The 23,791-nt window shown below is 72.0% G+C and carries 17 protein-coding genes and 1 pseudogene; 13 read left to right on the top strand and 5 right to left on the bottom strand.

What is annotated here, in order from left to right:
* Positions 1 to 11: 11 nt before the first annotated feature.
* Positions 12 to 851, bottom strand: a complete 840-nt coding sequence (locus ACLQ25_RS17970) for a serine hydrolase (RefSeq protein ID WP_425732001.1) — start codon at positions 849 to 851, stop codon at positions 12 to 14.
* Between the two features lie 108 nt (positions 852 to 959).
* The gene (gene typA, locus ACLQ25_RS17965; protein ID WP_425732000.1) at positions 960 to 2,828 is read right to left on the bottom strand and encodes a translational GTPase TypA; all 1,869 of its coding nucleotides are present in this window, start codon (positions 2,826 to 2,828) and stop codon (positions 960 to 962) included.
* Between the two features lie 133 nt (positions 2,829 to 2,961).
* On the opposite strand from typA, the gene ACLQ25_RS17960 reads away from it, so the two are divergent.
* Together ACLQ25_RS17960 and ACLQ25_RS17955 are read left to right on the top strand one after the other, a co-directional pair.
* Positions 2,962 to 4,374 carry a DedA family protein gene (locus ACLQ25_RS17960; protein ID WP_425731999.1) on the top strand — a complete coding sequence of 471 codons (1,413 nt, stop codon included), beginning with the start codon at positions 2,962 to 2,964 and terminating at the stop codon, positions 4,372 to 4,374.
* A gap of 33 nt (positions 4,375 to 4,407) precedes the next feature.
* On the top strand, positions 4,408 to 5,292 hold the full coding sequence (locus tag ACLQ25_RS17955) for a transglycosylase SLT domain-containing protein (protein WP_425731998.1): 885 nt from the start codon (positions 4,408 to 4,410) through the stop codon (positions 5,290 to 5,292).
* Between the two features lie 59 nt (positions 5,293 to 5,351).
* Here ACLQ25_RS17955 and ACLQ25_RS17950 read toward each other — a convergent pair whose 3' ends face one another.
* Positions 5,352 to 7,478: an MMPL family transporter gene (locus ACLQ25_RS17950; protein ID WP_425731997.1), complete on the bottom strand. Its 2,127-nt coding sequence runs from the start codon at positions 7,476 to 7,478 to the stop codon at positions 5,352 to 5,354.
* 123 nt (positions 7,479 to 7,601) lie between these two features.
* Here ACLQ25_RS17950 and ACLQ25_RS17945 point away from each other — a divergent pair, with 123 nt between their 5' ends.
* The 5 genes and pseudogenes from ACLQ25_RS17945 (at position 7,602) to ACLQ25_RS17925 (ending at position 12,785) form a co-directional block, all read left to right on the top strand.
* Positions 7,602 to 8,117 (top strand): MarR family winged helix-turn-helix transcriptional regulator, encoded by a 516-nt coding sequence (locus ACLQ25_RS17945; RefSeq protein ID WP_425732047.1) that lies wholly within the window; start codon positions 7,602 to 7,604, stop codon positions 8,115 to 8,117.
* Between the two features lie 2 nt (positions 8,118 to 8,119).
* Positions 8,120 to 9,790, top strand: a pseudogene (locus tag ACLQ25_RS17940) (CocE/NonD family hydrolase).
* 159 nt (positions 9,791 to 9,949) lie between these two features.
* Entirely contained in the window at positions 9,950 to 10,822 is an 873-nt protein-coding gene (locus tag ACLQ25_RS17935) for a hypothetical protein (RefSeq protein WP_425731996.1), read from the top strand.
* Between the two features lie 110 nt (positions 10,823 to 10,932).
* Entirely contained in the window at positions 10,933 to 11,508 is a 576-nt protein-coding gene (locus ACLQ25_RS17930) for an ArsR/SmtB family transcription factor (protein ID WP_425731995.1), read from the top strand.
* Entirely contained in the window at positions 11,505 to 12,785 is a 1,281-nt protein-coding gene (locus ACLQ25_RS17925) for an MFS transporter (RefSeq protein WP_425731994.1), read from the top strand. Before ACLQ25_RS17930 ends, ACLQ25_RS17925 begins: the two co-directional genes overlap by 4 nt.
* Before the next feature lie 48 nt (positions 12,786 to 12,833).
* On the opposite strand, the gene ACLQ25_RS17920 is transcribed toward ACLQ25_RS17925, so the two are convergent.
* Positions 12,834 to 13,037 carry a cold-shock protein gene (locus tag ACLQ25_RS17920; RefSeq protein WP_007462771.1) on the bottom strand — a complete coding sequence of 68 codons (204 nt, stop codon included), beginning with the start codon at positions 13,035 to 13,037 and terminating at the stop codon, positions 12,834 to 12,836.
* Positions 13,038 to 13,222: 185 nt separating this feature from the next.
* On the opposite strand from ACLQ25_RS17920, the gene ACLQ25_RS17915 reads away from it, so the two are divergent.
* A complete protein-coding gene (locus ACLQ25_RS17915; RefSeq protein WP_425731993.1) occupies positions 13,223 to 13,918 on the top strand; it encodes a class I SAM-dependent methyltransferase in 696 nt (231 codons plus the stop codon).
* A 101-nt stretch (positions 13,919 to 14,019) separates the two neighbouring features.
* On the top strand, positions 14,020 to 14,628 hold the full coding sequence (locus ACLQ25_RS17910; protein WP_425731992.1) for a DedA family protein: 609 nt from the start codon (positions 14,020 to 14,022) through the stop codon (positions 14,626 to 14,628).
* 298 nt (positions 14,629 to 14,926) lie between these two features.
* Here the strand turns inward: ACLQ25_RS17910 and ACLQ25_RS17905 are convergent, their stop codons facing one another.
* A complete protein-coding gene (locus tag ACLQ25_RS17905) occupies positions 14,927 to 15,580 on the bottom strand; it encodes an MBL fold metallo-hydrolase (RefSeq protein WP_425731991.1) in 654 nt (217 codons plus the stop codon).
* A gap of 272 nt (positions 15,581 to 15,852) precedes the next feature.
* On the opposite strand from ACLQ25_RS17905, the gene rsgA reads away from it, so the two are divergent.
* The 4 genes from rsgA to uvrC all read left to right on the top strand — a co-directional run bounded on the left by rsgA (position 15,853) and on the right by uvrC (position 22,954).
* Positions 15,853 to 16,923 (top strand): ribosome small subunit-dependent GTPase A, encoded by a 1,071-nt coding sequence (gene rsgA, locus ACLQ25_RS17900; RefSeq protein ID WP_425731990.1) that lies wholly within the window; start codon positions 15,853 to 15,855, stop codon positions 16,921 to 16,923.
* 227 nt (positions 16,924 to 17,150) lie between these two features.
* Positions 17,151 to 20,096: an excinuclease ABC subunit UvrA gene (gene uvrA / locus ACLQ25_RS17895; protein WP_425731989.1), complete on the top strand. Its 2,946-nt coding sequence runs from the start codon at positions 17,151 to 17,153 to the stop codon at positions 20,094 to 20,096.
* Between the two features lie 154 nt (positions 20,097 to 20,250).
* A complete protein-coding gene (locus ACLQ25_RS17890) occupies positions 20,251 to 20,733 on the top strand; it encodes a Rieske (2Fe-2S) protein (RefSeq protein WP_425731988.1) in 483 nt (160 codons plus the stop codon).
* 166 nt (positions 20,734 to 20,899) lie between these two features.
* Entirely contained in the window at positions 20,900 to 22,954 is a 2,055-nt protein-coding gene (gene uvrC, locus ACLQ25_RS17885; RefSeq protein ID WP_425731987.1) for an excinuclease ABC subunit UvrC, read from the top strand.
* Positions 22,955 to 23,791 lie beyond the last annotated feature (837 nt).

The raw sequence follows: 23,791 nt of genomic DNA, 5'->3' as shown, positions 1-23,791 counted from the left end.
GCCCGTCGGGCTCAGAGGCGGTGGCGGGCCGCCCAGACCCGGGCCGAGACGCGGGCGAGGAGTTCGCAGGCGTCGTCGTCGCCGTCGGGCAGGTCGGTGGTGGTGCACACGGCGATCACGTACGGCGGGGCGTCGTCCGGCAGCACCACGCCGACACCGTGGCGCACACCGCGTACCCAACCGTTCTTCAGCGCGATGCGGGTGCCCTCGGGCAGGCCGGCGGCCAGGTCCTCGCGGTGTTCCTGCGCGAGCAGCACGTCCAGCATGGCGGCGCACCCGGCCGGCGAGGCGAGACGGCCGGGGGTCGTGACGCCGCTGGCCAGCCCGCCCAGCAGGGCGGCCAGGTCGGCGGCGGTGACCGTGTTGGTGATGCCGGCGTCGCGGGCCGCGAAGTCCTCGATGCCGCGGCCGGTGACGCTGTCCCGGGCGTCGGCGAGGGCCCACACCTCGGCCACCGCGGGCAGCCCGACGTGCCCGATGACCAGGTTGGTGGCCAGGTTGCTGGACCGCACGATCATCCGCTCGGCCAGCCAGCGCAGCGACGCCGTGTCGCCGAGCCGGTCCCAGACCGCGTCATCGTTGTCGTAGTGCGGGGCGCAGGAGAAGCGGGGCGCGCCGGGCTGGGCCGAGTCGAACTCGTTGACCACCGGGACGTCGGCGTCCAGGTCGAGCGTGCCGGCCTCGGCCGCGCGGTGCAGCGCCGCCAGCACCGCCACCTTCATGGTGCTGGCGGCGTAGTGGCCGGCGTGGGCGTGGCGGGTCCAGCTCGGGGGCGCGTCGAGTCGACCCACGTACGCCGAGACGGTGCCTGGCACCGCGTCCAGGAAGGCGTCGAGATCATCCCAGGTCATGCCGGTGACCGTAGTCGAGGAGGACGGCGTCGGGCGGACGTACCCCGGCGGGAAAGCGCGAGGGCGCGCCGGCCGCAATCGGCCGACGCGCCCCGGTGCGGCTGTGGATCAGCCGGCGTGCTTACGGCGGGCGGCGGCCCGGCCGCGCTGCTGCTGGTCGAGCACCACCTTGCGGATGCGCACCGCGGTCGGGGTGACCTCGACGCACTCGTCCTCGCGGCAGAACTCCAGCGCCTGCTCCAGCGAGAGCTTGCGCGGCGGGATCAGCTTCTCGGTCTCGTCGGAGGTCGAGGCCCGCATGTTGGTGAGCTTCTTCTCCTTGGTGATGTTGACGTCCATGTCGTCGGAGCGGGAGTTCTCGCCGACGATCATGCCCTCGTACACCTCGGTGGTCGGGTCGACGAACATCTGGCCGCGCTCCTGCAGATTGATCATCGCGAAGGCGGTGACCACGCCGGAGCGGTCGGCGACCAGCGAGCCGTTGTTGCGGGTGCGCAGCTCGCCGAACCACGGCTCGTACGATTCGAAGACGTGGTGCAGGATGCCGGTGCCCCGGGTGTCGGTCAGGAACTCGGTGCGGAAGCCGATCAGGCCGCGCGCCGGCACCAGCCACTCCATCCGGATCCAGCCGGTGCCGTGGTTGACCAGCTGCTCCATCCGGCCCTTGCGGGTCGCGAGGAGCTGGGTGATCGCGCCCAGGTATTCCTCCGGGGCGTCGATGGTCAGCCGCTCGACCGGCTCGCAGGTCTTGCCGTCGATCTCCCGGGTGACGACCTGCGGCTTGCCGACGGTCAGCTCGTAGCTCTCCCGGCGCATCTGCTCGACCAGGATGGCCAGCGCCAGCTCGCCACGGCCCTGCACCTCCCAGGCGTCCGGCCGCTCGGTCGGCAGGACCCGCAGCGACACGTTGCCGACCAGCTCCTTGTCGAGGCGGTCCTTGACCATCCGGGCGGTGACCTTGGAGCCCTTGACCCTGCCGACCAGCGGCGAGGTGTTGGTGCCGATGGTCATCGAGATGGCCGGCTCGTCGACGGTGATCAGCGGCAGCGCCACCGGGTTCTCCACGTCGGCGAGCGTCTCACCGATCATGATCTCCGGAATGCCGGCGACGGCGATGATGTCGCCCGGGCCGGCGGTCTCGGCCGGCTTGCGCTCCAGACCCTCGGTCATCAGCATCTCGGAGATGCGGACCCGCTGGGTGCTGCCGTCGGTGCGGCACCAGGCCACGGTCTGGCCCTTGCTGATGGTGCCCTGTCGGACGCGGCACAGCGCGAGGCGGCCGAGGAACGGCGACGCGTCGAGGTTGGTGACGTGCGCCTGCAGGGGCGCGTCGTCCTCGTACGCCGGGGCCGGGATGGTGTCCAGCAGGGTGCGGAACAGCGGCTCCAGGGAGTCGCTGTCGTCGGGCACCGAGCCGTCGGCCGGCTGGGTCAGCGAGGCGATGCCGTCCCGGGCGCAGGCGTAGACGATCGGGAAGTCGATCTGCTCCTCGTCGGCGTCCAGGTCGAGGAAGAGCTCGTAGGTGTCGTCCACGACCTCCTTGATCCGGGCGTCCGGACGGTCCACCTTGTTGATCACCAGGATGATCGGCATCCGGGCCCGCAGCGCCTTGCGCAGCACGAAGCGGGTCTGCGGGAGCGGGCCCTCACTGGCGTCGACGAGCAGCACCACGCCGTCGACCATGGTCAGGCCGCGCTCGACCTCGCCGCCGAAGTCGGCGTGGCCCGGGGTGTCGATGATGTTGATCGTGACCGGGTCCGAACCATCGGCGGGCAGGTACCGCACGCCGGTGTTCTTGGCCAGGATCGTGATGCCCTTCTCCCGCTCCAGGTCGCCGGAGTCCATCACCCGCTCGGTGTTCTCGCCTCGTGCGCCGTACGCGCCGGCCTGCCGCAACATGGCGTCGACCAGGGTGGTCTTGCCGTGGTCGACGTGAGCGATAATGGCGACATTGCGGAGGTCGGTGCGAAGCTGCATACCCTCTATCCTTCCGCCTGCGCTCGCGCAGGCTGCGTCGGGGTCACCCCCAGGTGCCCCTGATCTATGGTGAAACCGCTGTGCCGGTGGTTCCCCCGGCTGGCATGCTGGCTCCCGTGTCCCGGGGGCCTGAGTGCACGACCTGCTGACCTGGGTGCAAGGTCTGCCCACCCTGTGGATCTACCTGGTCGCCGCGCTGATCGTGGCGGGCGAGACCGCGGTGATCTTCGGCCTGCTGGTGCCGGGTGAGGCTACCCTGCTGCTCGTCGGCTTCCTCACCTACAACGGTACCTTGCGGCTCGGGCCGGCGTTGCTCGCGATGATCGTCGCGGCGGTCCTCGGCGATGGGCTGGCCTTTCGGGCCGGACGGCGGTACGGCCCTCGGCTGCGCGCCGGGCTGGGTCACCGGGTCGGGCCGCAGCGGTGGGCCCGCGCCGACGCCATGCTGGCCCGCCTGGGTGGGCGGGGCGTGTTCGCCGCCCGATGGGTGGCTTTCGCCCGGACCCTGGTGCCCCGGCTGGCCGGTGCGGCCGGCATGCCGTACCGGCGGTTCGCCGTCTGGAACCTGGCCGGGGTGGCGACCTGGGTGGGCGGCTCGATCCTGCTCGGCAACCTCGCCGGTGAGTCGTACGACACGGTCTCCCGGGTGCTCGGCCGGGCCACCGGCGCGGCACTGGCGTTGCTGGCGGGACTGCTGGGGGTGGTGCTCGCCGGTCGGTGGCTCGGGCGCAACCCCGATCCGGCACGCGCTCTGCTGTCGCGGGCCGCCGCGCTGCCGCCGGTGCGCTGGCTCAGCGCCCGCTACGGGGTGCTGTTCTTCCTGGTGGCCATGCGGATCGGACCGACCTGGACGCTGCTGCTAAACCTGGCCGTCGGGCTGCTGCTGCTCTTCGCCGCCGGGCTGGCCATCGCCGGCCTGCTCGCCGTGGTGGTGCGCAACAGCGGACTGGCGGCGCTGGACGGGGCGATCGACGTCTGGTTCACCGCCCGCCGTACTCCGGACGCGGCCGACGCCACCCTGGTCGTGGTGTCACTGGTCCGGGGGTGGGCGCTGATCGTGCTGGTGGCGATGGTGGCGGCGGTACTGGCGTGGCGTCGCCGCCCGTTGCGTACCGACCTGCTGAGCGTGGTGGGCACGGTCGGCGCGTTCGTGCCGCTCGTGGTGCTGGCCGGGGTGGCCGAGTTGACCGGCACGCACGGCGGCCCGGGTGGGAACGAGGCCGCCCCGTTCCCGACCCAGAACGCCGTGGTCGCGGCGAGCCTCTGCACCCTCGCCTGGCTGGTGTCGCGCAACGCGCGCTGGCCGGTGGCGGTGGCCGCGTGGACGGCGGCCGCCGCGGGCGTGCTGGGGGTCGGCGTCGCCCGGCTCTACCTGGGCCTGGACACGGCGAGCGGTACGGCGGCGGCGGTGCTGCTCGGCGTGCTGTGGACGGTGGTGTTCATGGTCGCCTGGGCCACCCGGGACCGTGCGGTCGGAGGACGGGAACCCTCGACCGGTCCGGTCCGCCCGTCGCAGGGGCAACCCCGGCCCGTCGAACCTTGCTAATCTGCGGCGACTGTTCGACGGGGGAGGATCACCATGCGTCAACGAGCCGGTCGGGTGGGCGCGCTCGTGCTCGCCGGCCTCCTGTTAGCCGGCGGCACAGTGGGTTGCGCCGGCAAGGGGGAACGCCCGCAGGACCAGGCCGGCGCCCCCGTCTCGGTCACCGATGCGCCGACCGACGAGCCGGTCGACGAGCCGTCCGTCGAGGCGAGCCCCTCGCCGAGCGGGGTGGCGGCGATGGGCACCGCCCCGAGTCGCAGCGCGTCGGCCTCTCCGAAGCCGTCGAAGAAGCCGACGCGTACGTCGCCGGCCACGAAGCCGCGGGTGGTCGCCAAGGCGCCCACCGAGACGAATGTCCCGCCGGTGCCGCCGAAGCCCGCCCCCTCGTCCTGCAAGCCCAGCTACAAGGGCACGCAGGCGAGCCGTGCCGACGTGAAGACGGCGCTGTCCGCTGCCGCCGCCCGCACCTACTGGCCCAGCTCCGCCCCCGACCTCAAGATCCCACTCAATCTGCTCAAGGCCACGGCCTGGCAGGAGAGCGGCTGGCAGTCCAACATCTACGCCTGTGACGGCGGCGTCGGGCTGATGCAGGTCATGCCGGGCACCGCCACCTGGATGAACCAGCGCTTCGACCAGAGCTACGACATCGCCGCCTACCAGGACAACGCGTACCTGGGCGCCAACTACCTGGCCTGGCTGACCAAGTACATCGGCGACATGTACTTCGAGTCCGACTTCCGGCTCGACGCGGACCTGTGCACCGCCGAACTGGACTCCTGCCTGCTCAACGCGGTCATCGCCGCGTACAACTTCGGGCACGGGGCGGTGGCGCAGGAGGGCGAGCCCCTCGCCATCCCGAACCCGTCGTACGTGCGCAACGTGCGGGCGCTGATGACCGAGTGCGTCTGCCTGGGCTACTGAGCACGCCGCCGGGGGCGGGGTCGGGCACCTCCCGGCCCCGCCCCCCGGCGCGTGGGCGGTCAGTCCCGTGCGGTCACCGGCTCGGGCGTCGTCGGAGCGTCGACGTCCGGGTGGGCGGCGACGCGGCCCGGCCACCAGAAGCGGTCACCGAGCAGGAATGCCAGCGCCGGCACCAGGACCGTGCGGACCAGCAGCGTGTCCAGCAGCACGCCGATGCACACGATGATGCCGATCTGCGTCAGCGTGATCAGCGGCAGCACGCCCAGCACGGCGAACACGGCCGCCAGCAGCACCCCGGCGCTCGTGATGACACCTCCGGTGACCCGCAGCGCGGAGAGCATGCCGTCGCGGGTGCCGGCGCTGCGGGCGTCCTCGCGCGCCCGGGTGACCAGGAAGATGTTGTAGTCCACACCGAGCGCCACCAGGAACACGAAGGCGAGCAGCAGCACGCCGCTGTCCAGCGCCGGGAAGTCCAGCACGTGGTCGAAGAGCAGCCACGCCGCGCCGAGGCTGGCGAAGAACGACGCGATCACGGTGAGCACCAGCAGGACCGGCGCGACCAGACCCCGCAGCAGCAGCACCAGCACCGCGCCGACCAGCAGCAGGATGATCGGCAGGATGAGGCGCAGGTCCCGGTCGTTGGCCTCGTCGGAGTCGTACGTCGCGGCCACCGAGCCGCCCACGATCGCCCCGGCGGGCGGCTCGACGCCGCTGACGGCCGGGGGAGCGGAGCCGGGAACGGCGGCGACCGCGTCGCGAAGCGCCTCGATCGCACGGTCCGAGGCGGGCGTGCCGGGCTCGGCGTCCAGCACCACGTCGACCTGGGCGACGGCCTGTCCGGCGTCCCCCGGTCGCGCCGAGGCGACGCCGGGTACGGCGGCGGCGACGTCGGTGACCGCCCGTACCGCCGCCGGGGTGGTGAGCACGGCCACCGGCTGGGTGCTGCCGGCGGGGAACGCGCGGGCCAGGGTCTGCGCGCCGGTCACCGCCTCGGGCGCGGCCCGGAACTGCTCGGTCTCGGACAGGCCGGTGCGAATCCCGAGCCCACCGAGGGCCAGGCCGCCGAGCAACAGGGTCGACAGCGCCGCGACCGCCACCGGCCGGCGTCGTACGAGGCCGCCGAGCCGGCCCCAGAGCCGGCCCTCACGGGCCGGACCGCCGACCCGGGGTACGAACGGCCAGAACAGGCCGCGACCGAAGAGCACCAGCACGGCGGGGAGCACGAACAGCGCCGAGAGCATGGCGAAGACCACACCGGTGGCGCAGGCCACGGCCAGTGCCCGGTTCGTCTCCTGCTCGCTGAGCAGCAGGGTGAGCACACCGAGCACCACGGTGCCGCCGCTGGCCAGGATGGGCTCGGCGGTACGGCGCAGCGCGGCCCGCATCGCCGCGAAGCGGTCCTGCTCGCGCCGCAGCTCCTCGCGGTAGCGGGCGATGAGCAGCAGGGCGTAGTCGGTGGCGGCGCCGAACACCAGCACGCTGGCGATGCCGGTGACCTGGCCCTGCTGGAGGTTGATGCCGACGGCCGGCACGATCGTGTCCACCGCGCGCAGGGTGAGTTGTTCGGTCGCGGCGACGACGGCCAGCGGCACGATCCACAGGAACGGACTGCGGTACGTGATCAGCAGCAGCAGGGCGACCACGGCGGCGGTCACCGCGAGCAGGGTGACGTCGGCGCCCTCGAAGACCGACGACAGGTCGGCGGTGAGGGCGGGGGCGCCGGTGACCTCGGCGGCCAGCGGGTCGGGCAGGTCCGACAGCGCGTCGCGCAGCTCGGCGACCCGTGCGGTGATCTCCTCCTGACCGCCGGAGGTGTCCAGCGGGACGGCGACGAGCGCGACCGTACCGTCCGGGGAGACCTGTGGAGGGCTCACCCGGCCGCCCACCGCGAATCGGCCCAGGTAGCCGGAGCGGGAGGCCAGGGCGGCCCGGTCGGCGTCGCTCAGCGCTCCGCCGCCCTCGCGGCTGACGACCACGATGGCCGGTTGGACGTCGCTGGTGGGTAGTTGGTCCTGGAGGCGTTGCACCTGGGTCGACTGCCACGTGGCGTCCAGGCCGGTGGCGGAGACCGGCGCCGGGTTGTCCGGCCGCGGGACACCGAAGACGACCGCGGCGACGACGAGCGCGGCGGCGACGGTCAGCCAGGCGGCCAGCCGACCCCGCGCGACCCTGCTGAAGACGGACATCGCTGACCCCTAGGTCTTTCGAAAGCCAAGTATCTTGATTGCCGAGATTATCGGCGGCTGCTCTATGCTGCAACCCGGGAGACCGACGACGGGGAGAAGCGGCGCGACGTGGCGACTCACGGCATGTACCGGCGGCGCGACACGCGCCGCGAGCAGCTGGTCGCCGAGATCACCAACAACCTCCGGCGGTACGCGGTGGACGCCCAGCAGGTCGGTCACGCCTTCGCCAACCTGCACGGCCTCAACCCGACCGACCTGAACGCGTTGATCGCCGTCATGGACGCCGAACTGTTCGGCGACCCGATCACCCCCGGCCGCCTCGGTGAGCAGCTCAACCTGTCCTCCGGCTCGGTCACCGCCCTGATCGACCGCCTGGAACGGGCCGGGCACATCCGCCGCGATCGGGACACCACCGACCGGCGCAAGGTGCTGCTGCACTACGCCGACCAGGGCGCCGCCCTCGCGATGGAGTTCTTCCGGCCGCTGGGCGTCCGTACCGACACCGTGATGGACCGCTTCGACGACGACGAGCTGGAAGTGGTGCACCGGTTCCTGGCCGAGATGGGCGAGTCGCTGCGGGCGCACCGTGAGGCGGTCCGTGCCACCCGGCCCGGGGCGCCCCACCGGACGACGGGCTGACCGTGCCCGGCCGGCTCGTCGCCCGCCTCGCCGCCGCCGCGCTGCGGCTGCCCGTGACGCGTCCCGGCCCGGTCCGGGCCACCCGGGACATACCGGTCCGCACCCGGGACGGCGTGGTGCTCCGCACCGACCACTAGGCGCCGCACCGCGCATCCGCGCCGGCCGTGCTGATCCGCACCCCGTACGGGCGGGGTGGTCCCTTGCGGCTGCTCGGCCGGTTGCTCGCCGCGCGGGGCCGGCACGCCGTGATCCAGTCCTGCCGGGGCACCGGCGGCTCGGGCGGCACCTTCGCCCCGCTGGTGCACGAGCGCGACGACGGGGTCGACACCCTCGACTGGCTGCGCCGCCAGCCCTGGTGGTCCGGGGCGTTCGGCACGTTCGGCGTCAGCTACCAGGGCTTCGCCCAGTGGGCGCTGGCCGCCGACGCCGGCGAGGAGCTGCGCGCGATGGTCGCCGTGGTGACCGCCTCGGCCACCCGGGACTCGACGTACGCGGGGGAGTCGTTCGCCCTGGACACCGTGCTGACCTGGGCCGAGCTGCTGCACGCCCAGACCGTGCCGTGGCTGGCCCGGCAGTGGGAACTCAAGCGCGGCCAGCCCCGGCTGGCCGCCGCGCTGGCGCATCTGCCGCTCGCGGACGCCGACCGGGTGGCGACCGGTGTCAGCATCCCGTTCTTTCAGGAGTGGCTGCGCCACCACACCCCGGAGGCGGCGTACTGGCGCGAGCGGGTCTTCGCCGACCGGGTGGCCCGGGTGCGGGCGCCGGTGGTCATGGTCACCGGCTGGCACGACATCTTCCTGCCCGCCCAACTCGACGACTACGCCACCCTGCGCGCCAACGGCCCTCGACCGCGCCTGGTGATCGGGCCCTGGACCCACGGCAGCCCCGGGCTGTTCGTGGCGGCCCTGCGGGAGGGGTTGACCTGGCTCGACGAGCACCTCGACGGGCCGCTGGACGACGAACCCCCGCCCCGCGCCGCCCCCGTCCGGCTGCACGTGGGTGGACCCGGCGGCTGGCGGGACTTGCCGGACTGGCCACCGCCGACCGTCCGGACCGCCTGGCACCCGCATCCGGGCGGTGAGCTGGCGGTACGTCCCCCGGTCACGTCGACGGCCGACGGGTTTCGGTACGACCCGGCCGACCCCACTCCGTCGCTGGGTGGGCCGCTGCTGGTCGCCCAGCGAGCCGGACCGGTGGACAACCGGCAGGTCGAAGCCCGCCCCGACGTGCTGACCTACACCAGCGCGCCGCTCGTCGAGCCGGTCGAGGTGATCGGCCCGGTACGCGCCGAGCTGCACGTCCGGAGCGAACTGCCGCATCTGGACGTCTTCGTGCGGCTGTGCGATGTGGACCGGCGCGGTCGGTCGTGGAACGTGTGCGACGGTCTGGTGCGGGTGACGCCCGAACGCTTTCCCACCGACCCGTCCGGGGTGCTGCGGGTGCCGGTGACGCTCTGGCCGACCGCGTACCGGTTCGGCACCGGGCACCGGCTGCGGGTGCAGGTCGCCGGTGGCGCCCATCCGCGGTGGGCACGCAACCCCGGCACCGGCGAACCTCTCGGTACGGCGGTGACGCTGCGTGCCGGTTCGCGGCAGGTGCTTCACGGCCCGGCGCACCCCTCGGCGCTGCTGTTGCCGATCGTCCACTCTGCCCCGGCTTCGCCTCCAATCTGAACAGAGCGCCTCTGAGCTGGGCATTTACCGAAAATGCGGGCTATGGTTGGGTCAACGCCCGGCGCCGTGCACCACCAGACCGGGCTCGCCCACAGCCCAACACCGCGTACGCGGTGTGACGTCGCGCCCGGTCCCCGCCCCACCTGAGAGGGGGACCCCATGACGCGGGCCCCGGATAATCTGTTGGACCTTCGACGCCTGCTCCTTGACCACCTCGACAACGCGCCCGGCCCGGACGACCTCGATCCGGCCGAGGTCGGCATCGTCGGCGACCCGGACCACCGGGGCGGCTATCACTGCGGCTCGGACCGGGTGGTCCCGAACGACTACTCGGTGGTCGAGTCACCCCGGGATCGGTCCGGACTGACCCTGGACGCGGCGGCGATCGACGTCGGCGAGTTCGACGTCCTCTCCGGTGGCGGTAGGCACACCCTGCCCAGCTTCTCGGTGTGGTGTGTAGGTCAGTGCGTCGCGAACGCGGCCGACACCCGGGACATCCGCGAGATCATCTACAGCCCCGACGGTACGACCGTGAAGCGGTGGGACCGACTCGGCAAACGCACCACCGGCGACAGCTCGCACCGCTGGCACACCCACTTCAGTTTCTTCCGCGACGCCATCAAGGCGGGCCGTGACCAGCGCCCCCTGTTCCGCCGCTACCTCAGCTCCATCGGACTCCTGGAGGACGACGACATGACCCCCGAAGAGCACAACTGGCTGGCCACCGTCCACAAGAACCTGACCGTGCTGGACGGCCGCAACCCGATCGGACAGATCTACACCCGGTTGGCGGAGGGCCGGGACGACACCGGCGCCCCGGTCACCGGCAACTGGAACCTGCAGGCGATGACGAAGCAGCTCACCGACCTGCAGACCATGCTCAAGGCGCTGGCCGGGAAGGACTTCACCGACGAGGAGGCGATCATCCAGGGCGTGTTGGCCGGGCTGACGCCGGAAGAGATCGCCGCGGCCATCCCACCCACCATCGCCAAGCAGGTCGCCGACGAGCTGGCCCGCCGGCTCGTCGCCTGAACGGGAGGCGGCCCGACCCCACCGGGCCGCCTCCACCCGCCCGGCGGTTCGCAAGAAATGTTGAGCAATAACAGTTGCGCAATTTCTCTTGCTGATGCCATGCTGCCGGTATGGAGAAGCCCGACGTACGCCAGGTCACCGACTCACGGGTGCTGGCCGCCATGGCACACCCGCTGCGCCGCCGGTTGATGGACGTGTTCAAGGTGCACGGGCCGTCGACCGTCGGCATGCTCGCCGAACGCACCGACCAGGCGCCGGCGAACGTCAGTCACCACCTCAAGGTGCTCGCCGCCGCCGACCTGGTCGCCGAAGCCCCCGAGCTGGCCCGGGACCGCCGCGAACGCTGGTGGCGACTGGTCACCCGAGGGGTGCGCTGGTCCACGGCCGACTTCGACACCGACCCCGCCGACCGCGCCGTCGCCGACGCCGCCACCTCGCTCAACCTGGACCGGCACGTCGCGCTGGCCCGCGCCTGGCACGCCGTCGAGGAGACGGCGCAGGCCGCCTGGGGCGACGCGCCGTTCTCCTCCGACCGGTGGCTGCACCTCACGCCCGAGGAGCTGGACGAGCTGGGCGCCGAAATCAACGCCCTGCTCGCCCGTTGGGAGGACCGCGAGCGGTCCGACGACGGCGTCGAGCGGCAGCCGGTGTTCGTGTTCGTCCACGGCGTACCGGCCCGGCCGTGACGGCGGCCACCCGCACCGACCCCACGCCGGTCCGACCGGTCGGTGGGCTGCTGCGCCACCGCGACTTCCGCCTGCTCTGGGCCGGCCAGACGGTCAGCAGCATCGGCAGCAACGTCACCGTTGTCGCGCTCCCGCTGGTGGCGGTCGCCGTACTCGACGCCAGCACCTTCCAGGTCGCGGTAATCACCGCCGCCGCCTGGCTGCCCTGGCTGCTGATCGGCCTGCCGGCCGGCGCGTGGGTGGACCGGTTGCCGCGCCGGCCGCTCATGGTGGTCTGCGACCTGATCTGCGCGCTCGCCTTCCTCAGTGTGCCGGTGGCCGCGCTGCTGGGCCGCCTCACCGTCGCGCAACTCCTGCTGGTGGCCCTCGGCGCGGGCGTGGCGCGGGTCTTCTTCGAGACCGCCGACCAGGTCTACCTGCCGGTGCTGCTGCGACCCGAGCAACTACCCGACGGCAACGCGAAGCTCCAGGCCACCCAGACGGTGAGCTACGTCGTCGGGCCCGGCATCGCGGGTCTGATCGCCCAACTCGTCGGCGCGGTCGCCGCGCTGCTGCTGGACGCGCTGACGTTCCTGCTCTCCGCGGTGTTCCTGCTGCGGATCCGCACCGCCGAGGCGCGTCCGGGACGGCGGGACCACTCCCGATCGCTGCGCCGGGACATGGCCGACGGGCTTCGCTTCGTCTTCGGTGACCCGTACCTGCGGGTGCTGACGCTCTACGGCGCGGCCAGCAACATCGGTCTGATCGGCTACCAGGCGGTCCTGGTCGTGTTCCTGGTCCGCGAACTACGACTCGCGCCGGGCCTGGTGGGCGTGCTCGTCGGGGTGATGAGCGTTGGAGGGATCATCGGCGCGCTGCTGGCGACCGTGGTGGCCCGGCGCTTCGGCAGCGCCCGTGCCCTGCTGGTCGGGGCGGCGCTCACCGGTCCGTCCGCCCTGCTCATCCCGTTGGCCGGCCCTGGAGTCGGCCTGCTCTGGCCAGCGCTCGGCGGCGTGCTCGTCAGCCTCGGCGTCGCCATCGGCAACGTGGTCAAGGGCGCGTTCCGGCAGACGTACACGCCGCACCACCTGCTCGGGCGCGTGACAGTGAGCATGCAGCTGCTCAACTACGGCACCATTCCGCTGGCAGCCGTGCTGGCCGGGGCGCTCGGCGCGCGTTACGGCGTCGGCACCGCGATCACCGTGATGACCGCCTGGTCGGCGCTCACCCCGTTTATCCTGCTGATCGGACCGCTCCGGCGGCGGCGGGACCTGCCCGCCGCCGCGGCAGCGTCGTGAGTGCACTGCGACGGCGGCCGGGAACCGACCGCCGTCACCGGCACGGAGCTACATCGGGCGGACGTTGTCCGCCTGCGGGCCCTTCTGGCCCTGGGTCACCTCGAACTCGACCTTCTGGCCCTCGTTGAGCTCCCGGTAACCGCTCGAAGCGATGGCGGAGTAGTGGACGAACACGTCCGGCCCTCCACCGTCCTGCTCGATGAAGCCGAAGCCCTTTTCCGAGTTGAACCACTTAACCGTGCCGGTTGCCATGCATCTCTCCCTGTTCAAAGCGGCGGACCACCGGCCTCTAGGCCGATGGTCGCCCGTACCTGTTCGACAGTAGCGGGCGAAACCCCGATCTGCCGGCCGAAGTGCCGTAGGTGTTTACTCGAACTCAGATGAAATCTCCAAGTCACCCGCGTGCCAAACCCGCCCCGACCACCCTGTCCTGGGGCATGCTTGCGCCGATGAGGGGTACCGCAGCCGCCGCGCTGTCCGAGCTGGAGCGCGAGATCGACGCGCCCGGCGCCGGCCTGGACCGGCTCCAACTGGTACCCACCCCCTTCGTCCCGGAGGTGCGGCTGCACCTCGCCGAGGACGCGATCGTCTGGTGGGCCCGGATGGAGGCGCTCGCCGGGCACCCCCTGCCGCCGCCGTACTGGGCCTCCGCCTGGGCCGGCGGCCAGGCCCTCGCCCGGCACCTGCTGGACCACCCAGAGCTGGCCGCCGGGCGTCGCGTCCTCGACCTCGCCGCCGGCTCGGGACTCGTGGGCATCGCCGCCGCGCTGGCCGGCGCCGCCGACGTCGTCGCCAACGACATCGACCCGTACGCTGTGGCGGCCGTCACGGTCAACGCCCGCGCCAACCGGGTCACCGTCGACGTCAACGGCGACGACCTGCTCGACCGCGACAGCGTCGACGCGGACCTGGTGGTCGCCGGGGACGTCTTCTACAGCCGGCCGATGGCCGCCCGGATGCTGCCGTTTCTGCGACGGGCCGTCGCCTCCGGCGCCGATGTGCTGGTCGGAGACCCCGGCCGAGCGCACCTGCCGGTCGACGGGCTGCTGGTGCTGGCCGACTACCCGGTGCCCACCACCGAGCCGTCGGTGGACCCGTCGCCACGCCGGGTGCGGGTGCTGCGACCCACCTGACCCGCCGGCCACCTCAGGGGTGACCCCGAGGTGGACACCAGGGGGCGGTAAGGGCTGCGACCGGATGTCCACGGTGGCATGACGGCCATAGCGTACGAGGCATGACGCATTGGCTGGCCCGGGTCGGAGAGCTACCCATCCTGGTCCTGATGGGCGTACTCGGGTTGGTGATGCTCTTCGACGCCGTACCGCTGCTCGGCGTCCTCATCCCCGGCGACGTGGCAATCCTGGCCGCGGTCGGGGTGGGACGCCCGGCCACCGGGCTGGCCACCTTCGCCGCGGTGCTCGCCGGGTGCCTGGCCGGCTGGTCGCTGAGCTTTTTGATCGGTCGCCGGTACGCCGAACCCCTGCGCCGCAGTCGCGTCGGAGGCTGGATCGGCGAGTCACGCTGGAGTGCGGCCGAAGGGATCCTCAGCCGTGGCGGCGGGCGGATGGTGATGGTCGCGCCGTTCCTGCCGGTGTTCAACGCTCTGCTGCCGCTGGCCGCCGGCGGACTGCGGATGTCGTACCGGCGGTTCCTCGGCTGCGCGGCCCTCGGCGCGGCGGCCTGGGCCGGTCTCTACCTGGCGCTGGGCATCGCGTCACGGTCGCTGGCCGCGCTGCTGCCGGGCGCGCCCAGCCCGTTGCTGGTGACCATGGGGGTGGGGTTGGTGCTGGCCACCGTCGTGTTGCTGGGGGCACGGCGGCGGCTGATCGCTCTTGGTTGCTGATCGCGCTTGGTTGCTGACTCTGGTTGCGGTTGGGGGCGGGGGCCTGCCGTGCCCGGCTCCGGGCGGTCAGGCTTGATCCCTGCGCCGGGCACGGCCGGCGGGGGGGGGGCGGGGCCCCCCCGCCCCCGCCCCCCCCCCCCCCCCCCCCCCCCCCCCGCCCCCGTCGTGGGCTTGGTCCGCCGGCAGGGTCTCGGTCTGCCGGTGGTTGTTTGACCTTCTGTGGTTATTGGTCAACGTTGGGTGACCCGCTTGAAGTGGCTCGGTCGGGCTCTCGTGGGTGACCCGGGCCGGGGGTGGGTTACCAGCCTCGGGTTCGCCACTGGGGGAGGGCGGGGCGTTCGGCGCCCAGGGTGCTGTCCTTGCCGTGGCCCGGGTAGAACCAGGTATCGTCCGGCAGCTGGTCGAACAGCTTGTGCTCGACGTCGTCGATCAACGCGGCGAAGCGCTGCGGGTCCTTGTCCGTGTTGCCCACTCCACCGGGAAAGAGACTGTCGCCGGTGAAGAGGTGGGCGGTGCCGGCCGGATCGCGGTAGAGCAGCGCGATCGACCCGGGCGTGTGCCCCTTGATGTGGATGACCTCCAGCGCGCAGTCACCCACCGCAACGGTGTCGCCCTCGGCCAGGTGGTCCGCCTCGATCGGCAGCCCGGACGCGTCGTCGGCGTGCACCAGGGTCCGCGCGCCGGTCTTGGCGACCACCTCCTCCAGCGCCACCCAGTGGTCCATGTGCTGGTGGGTGGTGACCACGGCGGTCAGGCCGTCGTCACCGATCAGCTCCAGCAGCCGGGGCGCCTCGTTGGCGGCGTCGATCAACACCTGGTCGCCGGTGCCGGAGCACCGCAGCAGGTAGGCGTTGTTGTCCATCGGGCCGACCGACAGCTTGCTGATCGTGAGCCCGGGCAACTCCCGGACCGCCGGCGGGCCGCCGTGGGTGACATCTCCGCTGTAGGTCATGACGTGTCGACATCCATTCCGGTGGAGGAGGTGCTCGGCGGCCGTGCGGTGGCATCGCGCCGTGTCGCTCGGACGGCGCGGCTGTGCGCACGCGTCGACCCTAGCGGGCGGGCGGGCTGCGCGCCGTCGTCGCGGAAATCGCTTTCGGCGCGGCGCGTCGCGCCCTACCGTCGGCGTCACATGCGGCACTCGGACGTCGGACGGAGGTGGAGTTCATGCCGGACGTGGCACGCGTGTTCCGCCATCACCAGCTCGACACCGATGAGGATGCTATGACCATCGATCTGACCGCCCTCGGCTGGGACGCCGACCGGGCGTCGTACGCCGCCCGACGTGGCGAGCGCCACCCGGGCCGGGTGGCCCGGGTGGACCGGGGAGTCTGCACGGTGCTCACCGTCGACGGCCCGGTCCGCGCCAGCCTCGGCCCGTCCGTGTTGGCCGCCGCCGCCCAGGACCCCTCCGCGCTGCCCTGCGCGGGAGACTGGGTACTGCTCACCCACTGGCCGGACCGCCGGATCACGGTGGGGGCCGTGCTGCCCCGGCGAGCCGCGCTGATCCGCCGTACCGCCGGCAAGGACGCCAGCGGCCAGGTGCTGGCCGCGAACCTCGACACCGCCGCCGTGGTGGAGCCGGTGCACCCGGAGCCGGACGTGGCCCGCATCGAGCGGCTGCTGTCCCTGGTCCACGAGTCCGGGGCCCGGCCGCTCGTGGTGCTGACCAAGTCCGACCTCGCGGCCGACCCGGCCGCGCTCGCCCGCCAACTCGCCGCCGTCGCACCCGGTGTGCCGGTGCTGCCGGTCAGCGCCGAGCAGGGCACCGGGCTGGCGCCGCTGCGCGCCGAGGTCGCGCCGGGTCGCACGCTGGGGCTGCTCGGGCCGTCCGGCGCGGGCAAGTCGAGCCTGGTCAACGCGCTCGCCGGCGCGGTGATGATGCCGACCCAGGCGATCCGCCGGGTCGATGGCAAGGGCCGGCACACCACCACCTGGCGGGCCCTGGTGCCCATCCCGGGCGGCGGTGCGGTGATCGACACGCCTGGCGTACGCGCGGTCGGTCTCCTCGACGGCGTGGCCGGGTTGGACCGGGCGTTCGCCGACATCGCGGGGTTGGCCGAGGGTTGCCGGTACGCCGACTGCCGGCACGACGGCGAGCCGGCCTGCGCGGTCCGGGACGCGCTGCACAGCGGTGAGCTGTCCACCCGCCGCTGGGAGAGCTGGCGGCGGCTGCAGGGCGAGGTGGCGCACGAGAGCCGGCGGCGTGTGGCCCGCCTCGCCTCCGAGCGACACGGCGGCTGGCGCTCGGCGCGACGCCGGGCGGCACGCCCGCCGTCGCCCGGGGGTTACTGACCGGGCCGTTGCCGTCGGGTACGTGCCCGGCGGCAAAGGCCGGTGTCGAAGGCGCGCGGCCGGCGCGGCCGACCGCGCTGAGCTGGGGGAATGTGCGGGCGGGGGAAACTGTCGTACCTCGGGGCTAGAGTTGCCGAGGCGTGTTTTCCGCGCCCGCACGACCGCTCGGAAACAGCACAGAGCGGGACAGACCCTCCGCTTCACCTTCACCCGGGAGTACACGTACCGTGGCCGACCGACTCATTATCCGTGGCGCGCGCGAGCACAACCTGCGTGACGTCAGTCTCGACCTGCCCCGGGACGCTCTCATCGTGTTCACCGGGCTGTCCGGGTCGGGCAAGTCGAGCCTGGCCTTCGACACGATCTTCGCCGAGGGGCAGCGGCGCTACGTGGAGTCGCTGTCGTCGTACGCCCGGCAGTTCCTCGGTCAGATGGACAAGCCCGACGTCGACTTCATCGAGGGGCTGAGCCCGGCCGTCTCGATCGACCAGAAGTCCACCTCGCGTAACCCGCGCTCCACCGTCGGCACCATCACCGAGGTCTACGACTACCTGCGGCTGCTCTTCGCCCGCATCGGCGAGCCGCACTGCCCGGTCTGTGGCGAGCGGATCTCCAAGCAGAGTCCGCAGCAGATCGTCGACCGGGTCCTCGCGATGGCCGAGGGCACCAAGTTCATGGTGCTCGCCCCGGTCATCCGGGGCCGCAAGGGTGAGTACGTCGATCTCTTCGCCGAGCTGCAGGCCAAGGGTTACGCCCGGGCCCGCGTCGACGGCGTGGTCCACCCGCTGACCGAGCCGCCCAAGCTCAAGAAGCAGGAGAAGCACACCATCGAGGTGGTGATCGACCGGCTCACCGTCAAGCCGAGCGCCAAGCAGCGGCTGACCGACTCGGTCGAGGCCGCGCTGGGCCTGTCCAGCGGCCTGGTGCTGCTCGACTTCGTCGACCTGCCGGAGGACGACCCGGAGCGGGAGCGCCGCTACTCGGAGCACCTGGCCTGCCCCAACGACCACCCGCTGGCCATCGAGGATCTCGAGCCCCGGGTGTTTTCCTTCAACGCGCCCTACGGCGCCTGCCCGGAGTGCACCGGCCTGGGTACCAAGAAGGAGGTCGACCCGGAGCTGCTGGTCCCGGACCCGGAGCGCAGCCTGCGCGAGGGCGCCATCCAGCCGTGGTCCACCGGCCACAACCTGGAATACTTCCTGCGTCTGCTGGAGGCCCTCGGCGAGGCGCAGCACTTCGACGTCGACACCCCGTGGCGGGCGTTGCCGGCGCGGGCGCAGAAGACGATCCTGCACGGCTCCGACGACCAGGTGCACGTGCGCTACCGCAACAAGTACGGCCGTGAGCGCTCCTACTACACCGGGTTCGAGGGTGTGGTGCAGTGGATCGAGCGCCGGCACTCCGACACCGAGTCCGAGTGGTCCCGCGACAAGTACGAGGGCTACATGCGGGACGTGCCGTGCGCGGCCTGCGGGGGCGCCCGGCTCAAGCCCGAGGTGCTCGCCGTCACCCTGGCGGGCAAGAGCATCGCCGAGGTCTGCAACCTGTCCGTGGGGGAGTGCGCCGACCTGCTCGCCGGCATCGAGCTGACCGACCGGCAGAAGCTGATCGCCGAGCGCGTCCTCAAGGAGATCAACGCCCGGCTGCGGTTCCTGCTCGACGTCGGCCTGGACTACCTGTCCCTCGACCGGCCGGCCGGCACGCTCTCCGGTGGTGAGGCGCAGCGCATCCGACTCGCCACCCAGATCGGCTCGGGCCTGGTCGGGGTGCTCTACGTGCTCGACGAGCCGTCGATCGGGCTGCACCAGCGGGACAACCACCGGCTCATCGAGACGCTGATCCGGCTGCGCGGGCTGGGCAACACGCTGATCGTGGTGGAGCACGACGAGGACACCATCCGGGTCGCCGACTGGATCGTCGACATCGGCCCCGGCGCGGGCGAGCACGGTGGCAAGATCGTGCACAGCGGCTCGGTGCCGGCGCTGCTGAAGAACAAGGAGTCGATCACCGGGGCGTACCTATCCGGTCGACGGTCGATCCCGACGCCGACGAGCCGCCGTCCGCAGACCAAGGACCGTGAGCTGGTGGTGCACGGCGCGCGCGAGCACAACCTGCGCAACCTGACCGTCTCGTTCCCGCTGGGCCAGCTCATCGCGGTCACCGGCGTCAGCGGCTCGGGCAAGTCGACGCTGGTCAACGACATCCTGTACGCGGTGCTGGCCAACCAGATCAACGGCGCCCGCCTGGTGCCCGGCCGGCACACCCGGGTCTCCGGGCTGGAGCACGTCGACAAGGTCGTCGGCGTGGACCAGTCGCCGATCGGCCGGACGCCCCGCTCCAACCCGGCCACCTACACGGGTGTCTGGGACCACGTCCGCAAGCTCTTCGCCGAGACCACCGAGGCCAAGGTCCGGGGGTACGGGCCGGGCCGGTTCTCGTTCAACGTCAAGGGTGGCCGCTGCGAGGCGTGCTCCGGCGACGGCACCATCAAGATCGAGATGAACTTCCTGCCCGACGTGTACGTCCCCTGCGAGGTCTGCAAGGGCGCCCGGTACAACCGGGAGACCCTGGAAGTGCACTACAAGGGCAAGACCGTCTCGGACGTGCTGGAGATGCCGATCGAGGAGGCCGCCGAGTTCTTCTCCGCCATCCCGGCCATCCACCGGCACCTCAAGACCCTCGTCGACGTCGGCCTGGGCTACGTCCGGCTCGGGCAGCCCGCGCCGACGCTCTCCGGCGGTGAGGCGCAGCGGGTCAAGCTCGCGTCCGAGCTGCAGAAGCGCTCCACCGGGCGCACGGTCTACGTGCTCGACGAGCCGACCACCGGTCTGCACTTCGAGGACATCCGCAAGCTGCTGATGGTGCTCGAGGGCCTGGTCGACAAGGGCAACACCGTGATCACCATCGAGCACAACCTCGACGTGATCAAGACGGCCGACTGGCTCATCGACATGGGTCCCGAGGGCGGTCACCGGGGCGGCACCGTGCTCGCCACCGGTACCCCGGAGGAGGTCGCCGAGGTCGCCGAGAGCCACACCGGCGAGTTCCTGCGCCAGGTGCTCAAGCTCGACGGCGAGGCCAAGGGCGCGGCGGCGGCCACCACCCGGGCCGCCAAGGCCAACGGCGCGACCAAGACGCGGGCGACCCGCAAGGTGCCGGCCGGCGCGCGCTGACTTTCCAGCATCTCTTCGGGGGCGGGTCGGATGACGACCCGCCCCTTTTGCCGGGGTCGCCCGGATGCCGGGGTGAACTATCCGGCACAGTTGCGCGTGAAAGGAAGTGTGGCCGGCTTTCGGACCGGCGCACTGGGCGAGAGAGAGGCGAGGCATGAGCGACGATCAGGCGCTGACCGGACCGGGTACGCAGACCCGTCGTACCCTGCTCACCGGCGTCGGGGCGGTCGGCGCGGCCGTCGTCCTGGCTGCCTGCGGCAGCGACGACGGCAGCGGCAGCGACTCACCCACGAGTGGTGGCCCGGCCGTGCCCAGCACCGGTGACGCCGGCGGCGGCGACCGGCAGAACGCCCAGTCGCTGGCCACCACCGCCGACATCCCGGTCGGCGGCGGCAAGATCCTCGCCGCCGAGGGTGTGGTGATCACCCAGCCCACGGCCGGCCAGTTCAAGGGCTTCAGCCCGATCTGTACGCACCAGAACTGCCCCGTGTCGAACGTCGACGGCGGCACCATCAACTGCACCTGCCACGGCAGCAAGTTCTCGATCGAGGACGGCTCGGTGAAGGCCGGTCCGGCCACCAAGCCGCTGCCCCCGAAGGAGATCAAGGTCACCGGCGACCAGATCTCGCTGGCCTGACGAAGGGCCCTCCGTCCGGGCGGGCCGCGCGCCTGCCCGGACGCTGATCAACTCGCGTTCCCGGAAGTCGGGGTGTCCCGAGCGCGACGATGCCCCGACTTCCCGTACGCCGAGTCGATCTAGCGGTCGGCGTGGTGTGTCGGGGGTGCGGACTAGGCTTGGCGGTGTGGCTGACCCCTCGACCTACCGTCCCGCACCCGGCACCATCCCGGAGTCACCGGGGGTCTACCGCTTCCGCGACGGCACCGGCCGGGTGATCTACGTCGGCAAGGCGAAAAACCTGCGCAGCCGGCTCAACTCCTACTTCGGCGACGTCTGGAACCTGCACGAGCGCACCCGCCAGATGGTCACCACCGCCGAGTCGGTGGACTGGATCACCGTCGGCACCGAGGTTGAGGCGCTCCAGCAGGAGTTCACCTGGATCAAGCAGTACGACCCCCGGTTCAACGTCCGTTACCGCGACGACAAGTCGTACCCGTACCTGGCCGTCACCCTCGACGAGGAGTACCCGCGACTCCAGGTGATGCGCGGCGCGAAACGCAAGGGTGTGCGCTACTTCGGGCCGTACTCGCACGCCTGGGCCATCCGCGAGACCCTCGACCTGCTGCTGCGGGTCTTCCCCGCGCGGACCTGCTCGGCCGGCGTGTTCAAGCGGGCCGGCCAGGTCGGCCGTCCCTGCCTGCTGGGCTACATCGGCAAGTGCTCGGCCCCGTGCGTCGGCACCGTCTCGGCCGATGAGCACCGGGCCATCGTCGACGGGTTCTGCGACTTCATGGCCGGCCGTACCGACACCATGGTCCGCAAGATCGAACGCGAGATGACCGAGGCCAGCGAGGCGTTGGAGTTCGAACGGGCCGCCCGCCTGCGCGACGACGTGGCCGCCCTGCGCCGGGCCATGGAGAAGCAGACCGTGGTGCTCGGCGACGGCACCGACGCCGACGTGGTCGCGTTCGCCGACGACCCGCTCGAGGCGGCCGTGCAGGTCTTCCACGTCCGCGACGGCCGGGTCCGCGGCCAGCGCGGCTGGGTGGTGGAGAAGACCGAGGACCTGACCACCGGCGACCTCGTGCACCACTTCTGCACCCAGGTGTACGGCGGCGAGCACGGCGAGGCGGACGTACCCCGTGAGTTGCTGGTGCCCGAGCTGCCGGCGGACGCCGACGCGCTCGCCGACTGGCTCACCAGCCACCGCGGCAGCCGGGTGTCGTTGCGCGTGCCGCAGCGCGGCGACAAGCGCACCCTGCTGGAGACGGTCGAGCGCAACGCCAAGGACGCGCTGGCCCGGCACAAGCTCAAACGCTCCGGCGACCTGACCACCCGTGGCAAGGCGCTCGACGAGATCAGCGAGGCGCTGGGCATGCGCACCTCGCCGTTGCGCATCGAGTGCTTCGACATCTCCCAGATCCAGGGCACCGACGTGGTGGCCAGCATGGTGGTCTTCGAGGACGGGTTGCCCCGCAAGAGCGAGTATCGGCGATTCATCGTCCGGGGCGCCACCGACGACCTGTCCGCGATGTCCGAGGTGCTGCGTCGCCGCTTCGCCCGCTACCTTGACGCGCGCGCCGAGACGGGCGAGGTGGGTGTGGAGTCGGCCGACGATCCGGGCGCTCCGGCGGACCCGGTCGACCCCCAGGTCGGCGTCCTGATCGACCCGACCACCGGCCGGCCCCGAAAGTTCGCGTACCCGCCGCAGCTGGTCGTCGTCGACGGTGGCGCCCCGCAGGTCGCGGCCGCCGCGCAGGCCCTCGCCGACCTGGGCATCGACGACGTGGCCCTGTGCGGCCTCGCCAAGCGGCTGGAGGAGGTGTGGCTCCCGGACGACGAGTTCCCGGTCATCCTGCCGCGCACCTCCGAGGGCCTCTACCTGCTGCAACGCGTCCGCGACGAGGCACACCGCTTCGCCATCACGTTTCACCGCCAGCGCCGCTCCAAGCGGATGACCGAGTCGGCGCTGGACAGTGTCCCCGGCCTGGGCGAGGTACGCCGCAAGGCGCTGCTACGGCACTTCGGCTCGCTCAAGCGGCTCTCCACGGCGACCGTCGACGAGATCACCGAGGTACCCGGGGTCGGTCGTCGTACCGCCGAGGCGATCCTGGCCGCCCTGGAGACGGGGGCGCCGGCCGACACCGGCGCGGACTCGACCACCGACGCGGGGAGCCCACCCGATGCGGGGGCGACTTCTGCCCCTGCGCCAGCGGTCGAAGGCTTGCCCTCACCATGATCGACTCGACGTCGCCGATATCGGGCTATCAACCGGCTGGGATAGCGCGATAACGCCGAAGTCGTGTGGTGCGGCACTGTTCCGGCCCCATGATCGCGCTCGATCCTGGTTGTAGTGGCCTCGGCCGCGCGGCGAGAGCCCTCTTTCCTGCATCGAGCACGATCTTGCCCGAATGCGCCGTCTCGGAACATTGGCCAGGCCGTCGCCCCGACCGGTAGGCAGCACTTTCGGGGATGTTGCTGCCTCGCGACGGGCTGAGGCAGCAACATCCCCGAAGTTGTGCAGATCAGGGGCCGGCCCTTGGGATCCGACGCGTGTCGCGCGCGGGCGCTGTCCCCTATGTGTGGTTTCGGCGCACGTCGCGCGATCTGATCGTCTCCAGGTCGCCGATGTGGGGCATGCCTGCGCGGAGATACCCCCGTATCGGCGATGTCGAGACGATCACCCGCTCAAAACCCGCCGGACGGTGGCGACTGCGAGGTTTGTCCCGTTCGGGGGCCGCGTCCCGTGACCGGTCGCACCCGGGTGGCGGAATCGGCGGCCGGGCCGGGTCGTTATACCTGGCATGGCACCGCGACCCTCGGGCTGGCGGTGCAGGGCAGCGGCCGGGAACACCCGCCGGGTCGCCGCGGTTACATCCCCCGCACAGCCGAGTACCTGCCGGCTGGTGCGTGTGGCAGCCGCTCGGGAACACCCTGCCGGCCGCCGCGGTTACACCCCGGCACCTCCAAGCAGCACCGGCACAGGCCGGTAGCCACCGCCGGGAACACCCGCCGGGCCGGTGTCGTTACATCCCCCGCACCGCCGAGCACCATGTTGGCTGGGCCTGGGAACACC

The organism is Micromonospora sp. DT44 (genome assembly GCF_049841635.1).
Lineage (GTDB): Bacteria > Actinomycetota > Actinomycetes > Mycobacteriales > Micromonosporaceae > Micromonospora.
Note: the sequence above shows the minus strand (reverse complement) of the source record. Positions and strands in the feature narration are given on the sequence as shown.

Bases quoted from the DNA above. Each gene is read 5' to 3' on its own strand.
- ACLQ25_RS17970 (WP_425732001.1), bottom strand. From the start codon at position 851: ATGACCTGGGATGATCTCGACGCCTTCCTGGACGCGGTGCCAGGCACC.
- typA (WP_425732000.1), bottom strand. From the start codon at position 2,828: ATGCAGCTTCGCACCGACCTCCGCAATGTCGCCATTATCGCTCACGTC.
- ACLQ25_RS17955 (WP_425731998.1), top strand. From the start codon at position 4,408: ATGCGTCAACGAGCCGGTCGGGTGGGCGCGCTCGTGCTCGCCGGCCTC.
- ACLQ25_RS17950 (WP_425731997.1), bottom strand. From the start codon at position 7,478: ATGTCCGTCTTCAGCAGGGTCGCGCGGGGTCGGCTGGCCGCCTGGCTG.
- ACLQ25_RS17945 (WP_425732047.1), top strand. From the start codon at position 7,602: ATGTACCGGCGGCGCGACACGCGCCGCGAGCAGCTGGTCGCCGAGATC.
- ACLQ25_RS17935 (WP_425731996.1), top strand. From the start codon at position 9,950: ATGACGCGGGCCCCGGATAATCTGTTGGACCTTCGACGCCTGCTCCTT.
- ACLQ25_RS17930 (WP_425731995.1), top strand. From the start codon at position 10,933: ATGGAGAAGCCCGACGTACGCCAGGTCACCGACTCACGGGTGCTGGCC.
- ACLQ25_RS17920 (WP_007462771.1), bottom strand. From the start codon at position 13,037: ATGGCAACCGGCACGGTTAAGTGGTTCAACTCGGAAAAGGGCTTCGGC.
- ACLQ25_RS17915 (WP_425731993.1), top strand. From the start codon at position 13,223: ATGCTTGCGCCGATGAGGGGTACCGCAGCCGCCGCGCTGTCCGAGCTG.
- ACLQ25_RS17910 (WP_425731992.1), top strand. From the start codon at position 14,020: ATGACGCATTGGCTGGCCCGGGTCGGAGAGCTACCCATCCTGGTCCTG.
- ACLQ25_RS17905 (WP_425731991.1), bottom strand. From the start codon at position 15,580: ATGACCTACAGCGGAGATGTCACCCACGGCGGCCCGCCGGCGGTCCGG.
- rsgA (WP_425731990.1), top strand. From the start codon at position 15,853: ATGACCATCGATCTGACCGCCCTCGGCTGGGACGCCGACCGGGCGTCG.
- ACLQ25_RS17890 (WP_425731988.1), top strand. From the start codon at position 20,251: ATGAGCGACGATCAGGCGCTGACCGGACCGGGTACGCAGACCCGTCGT.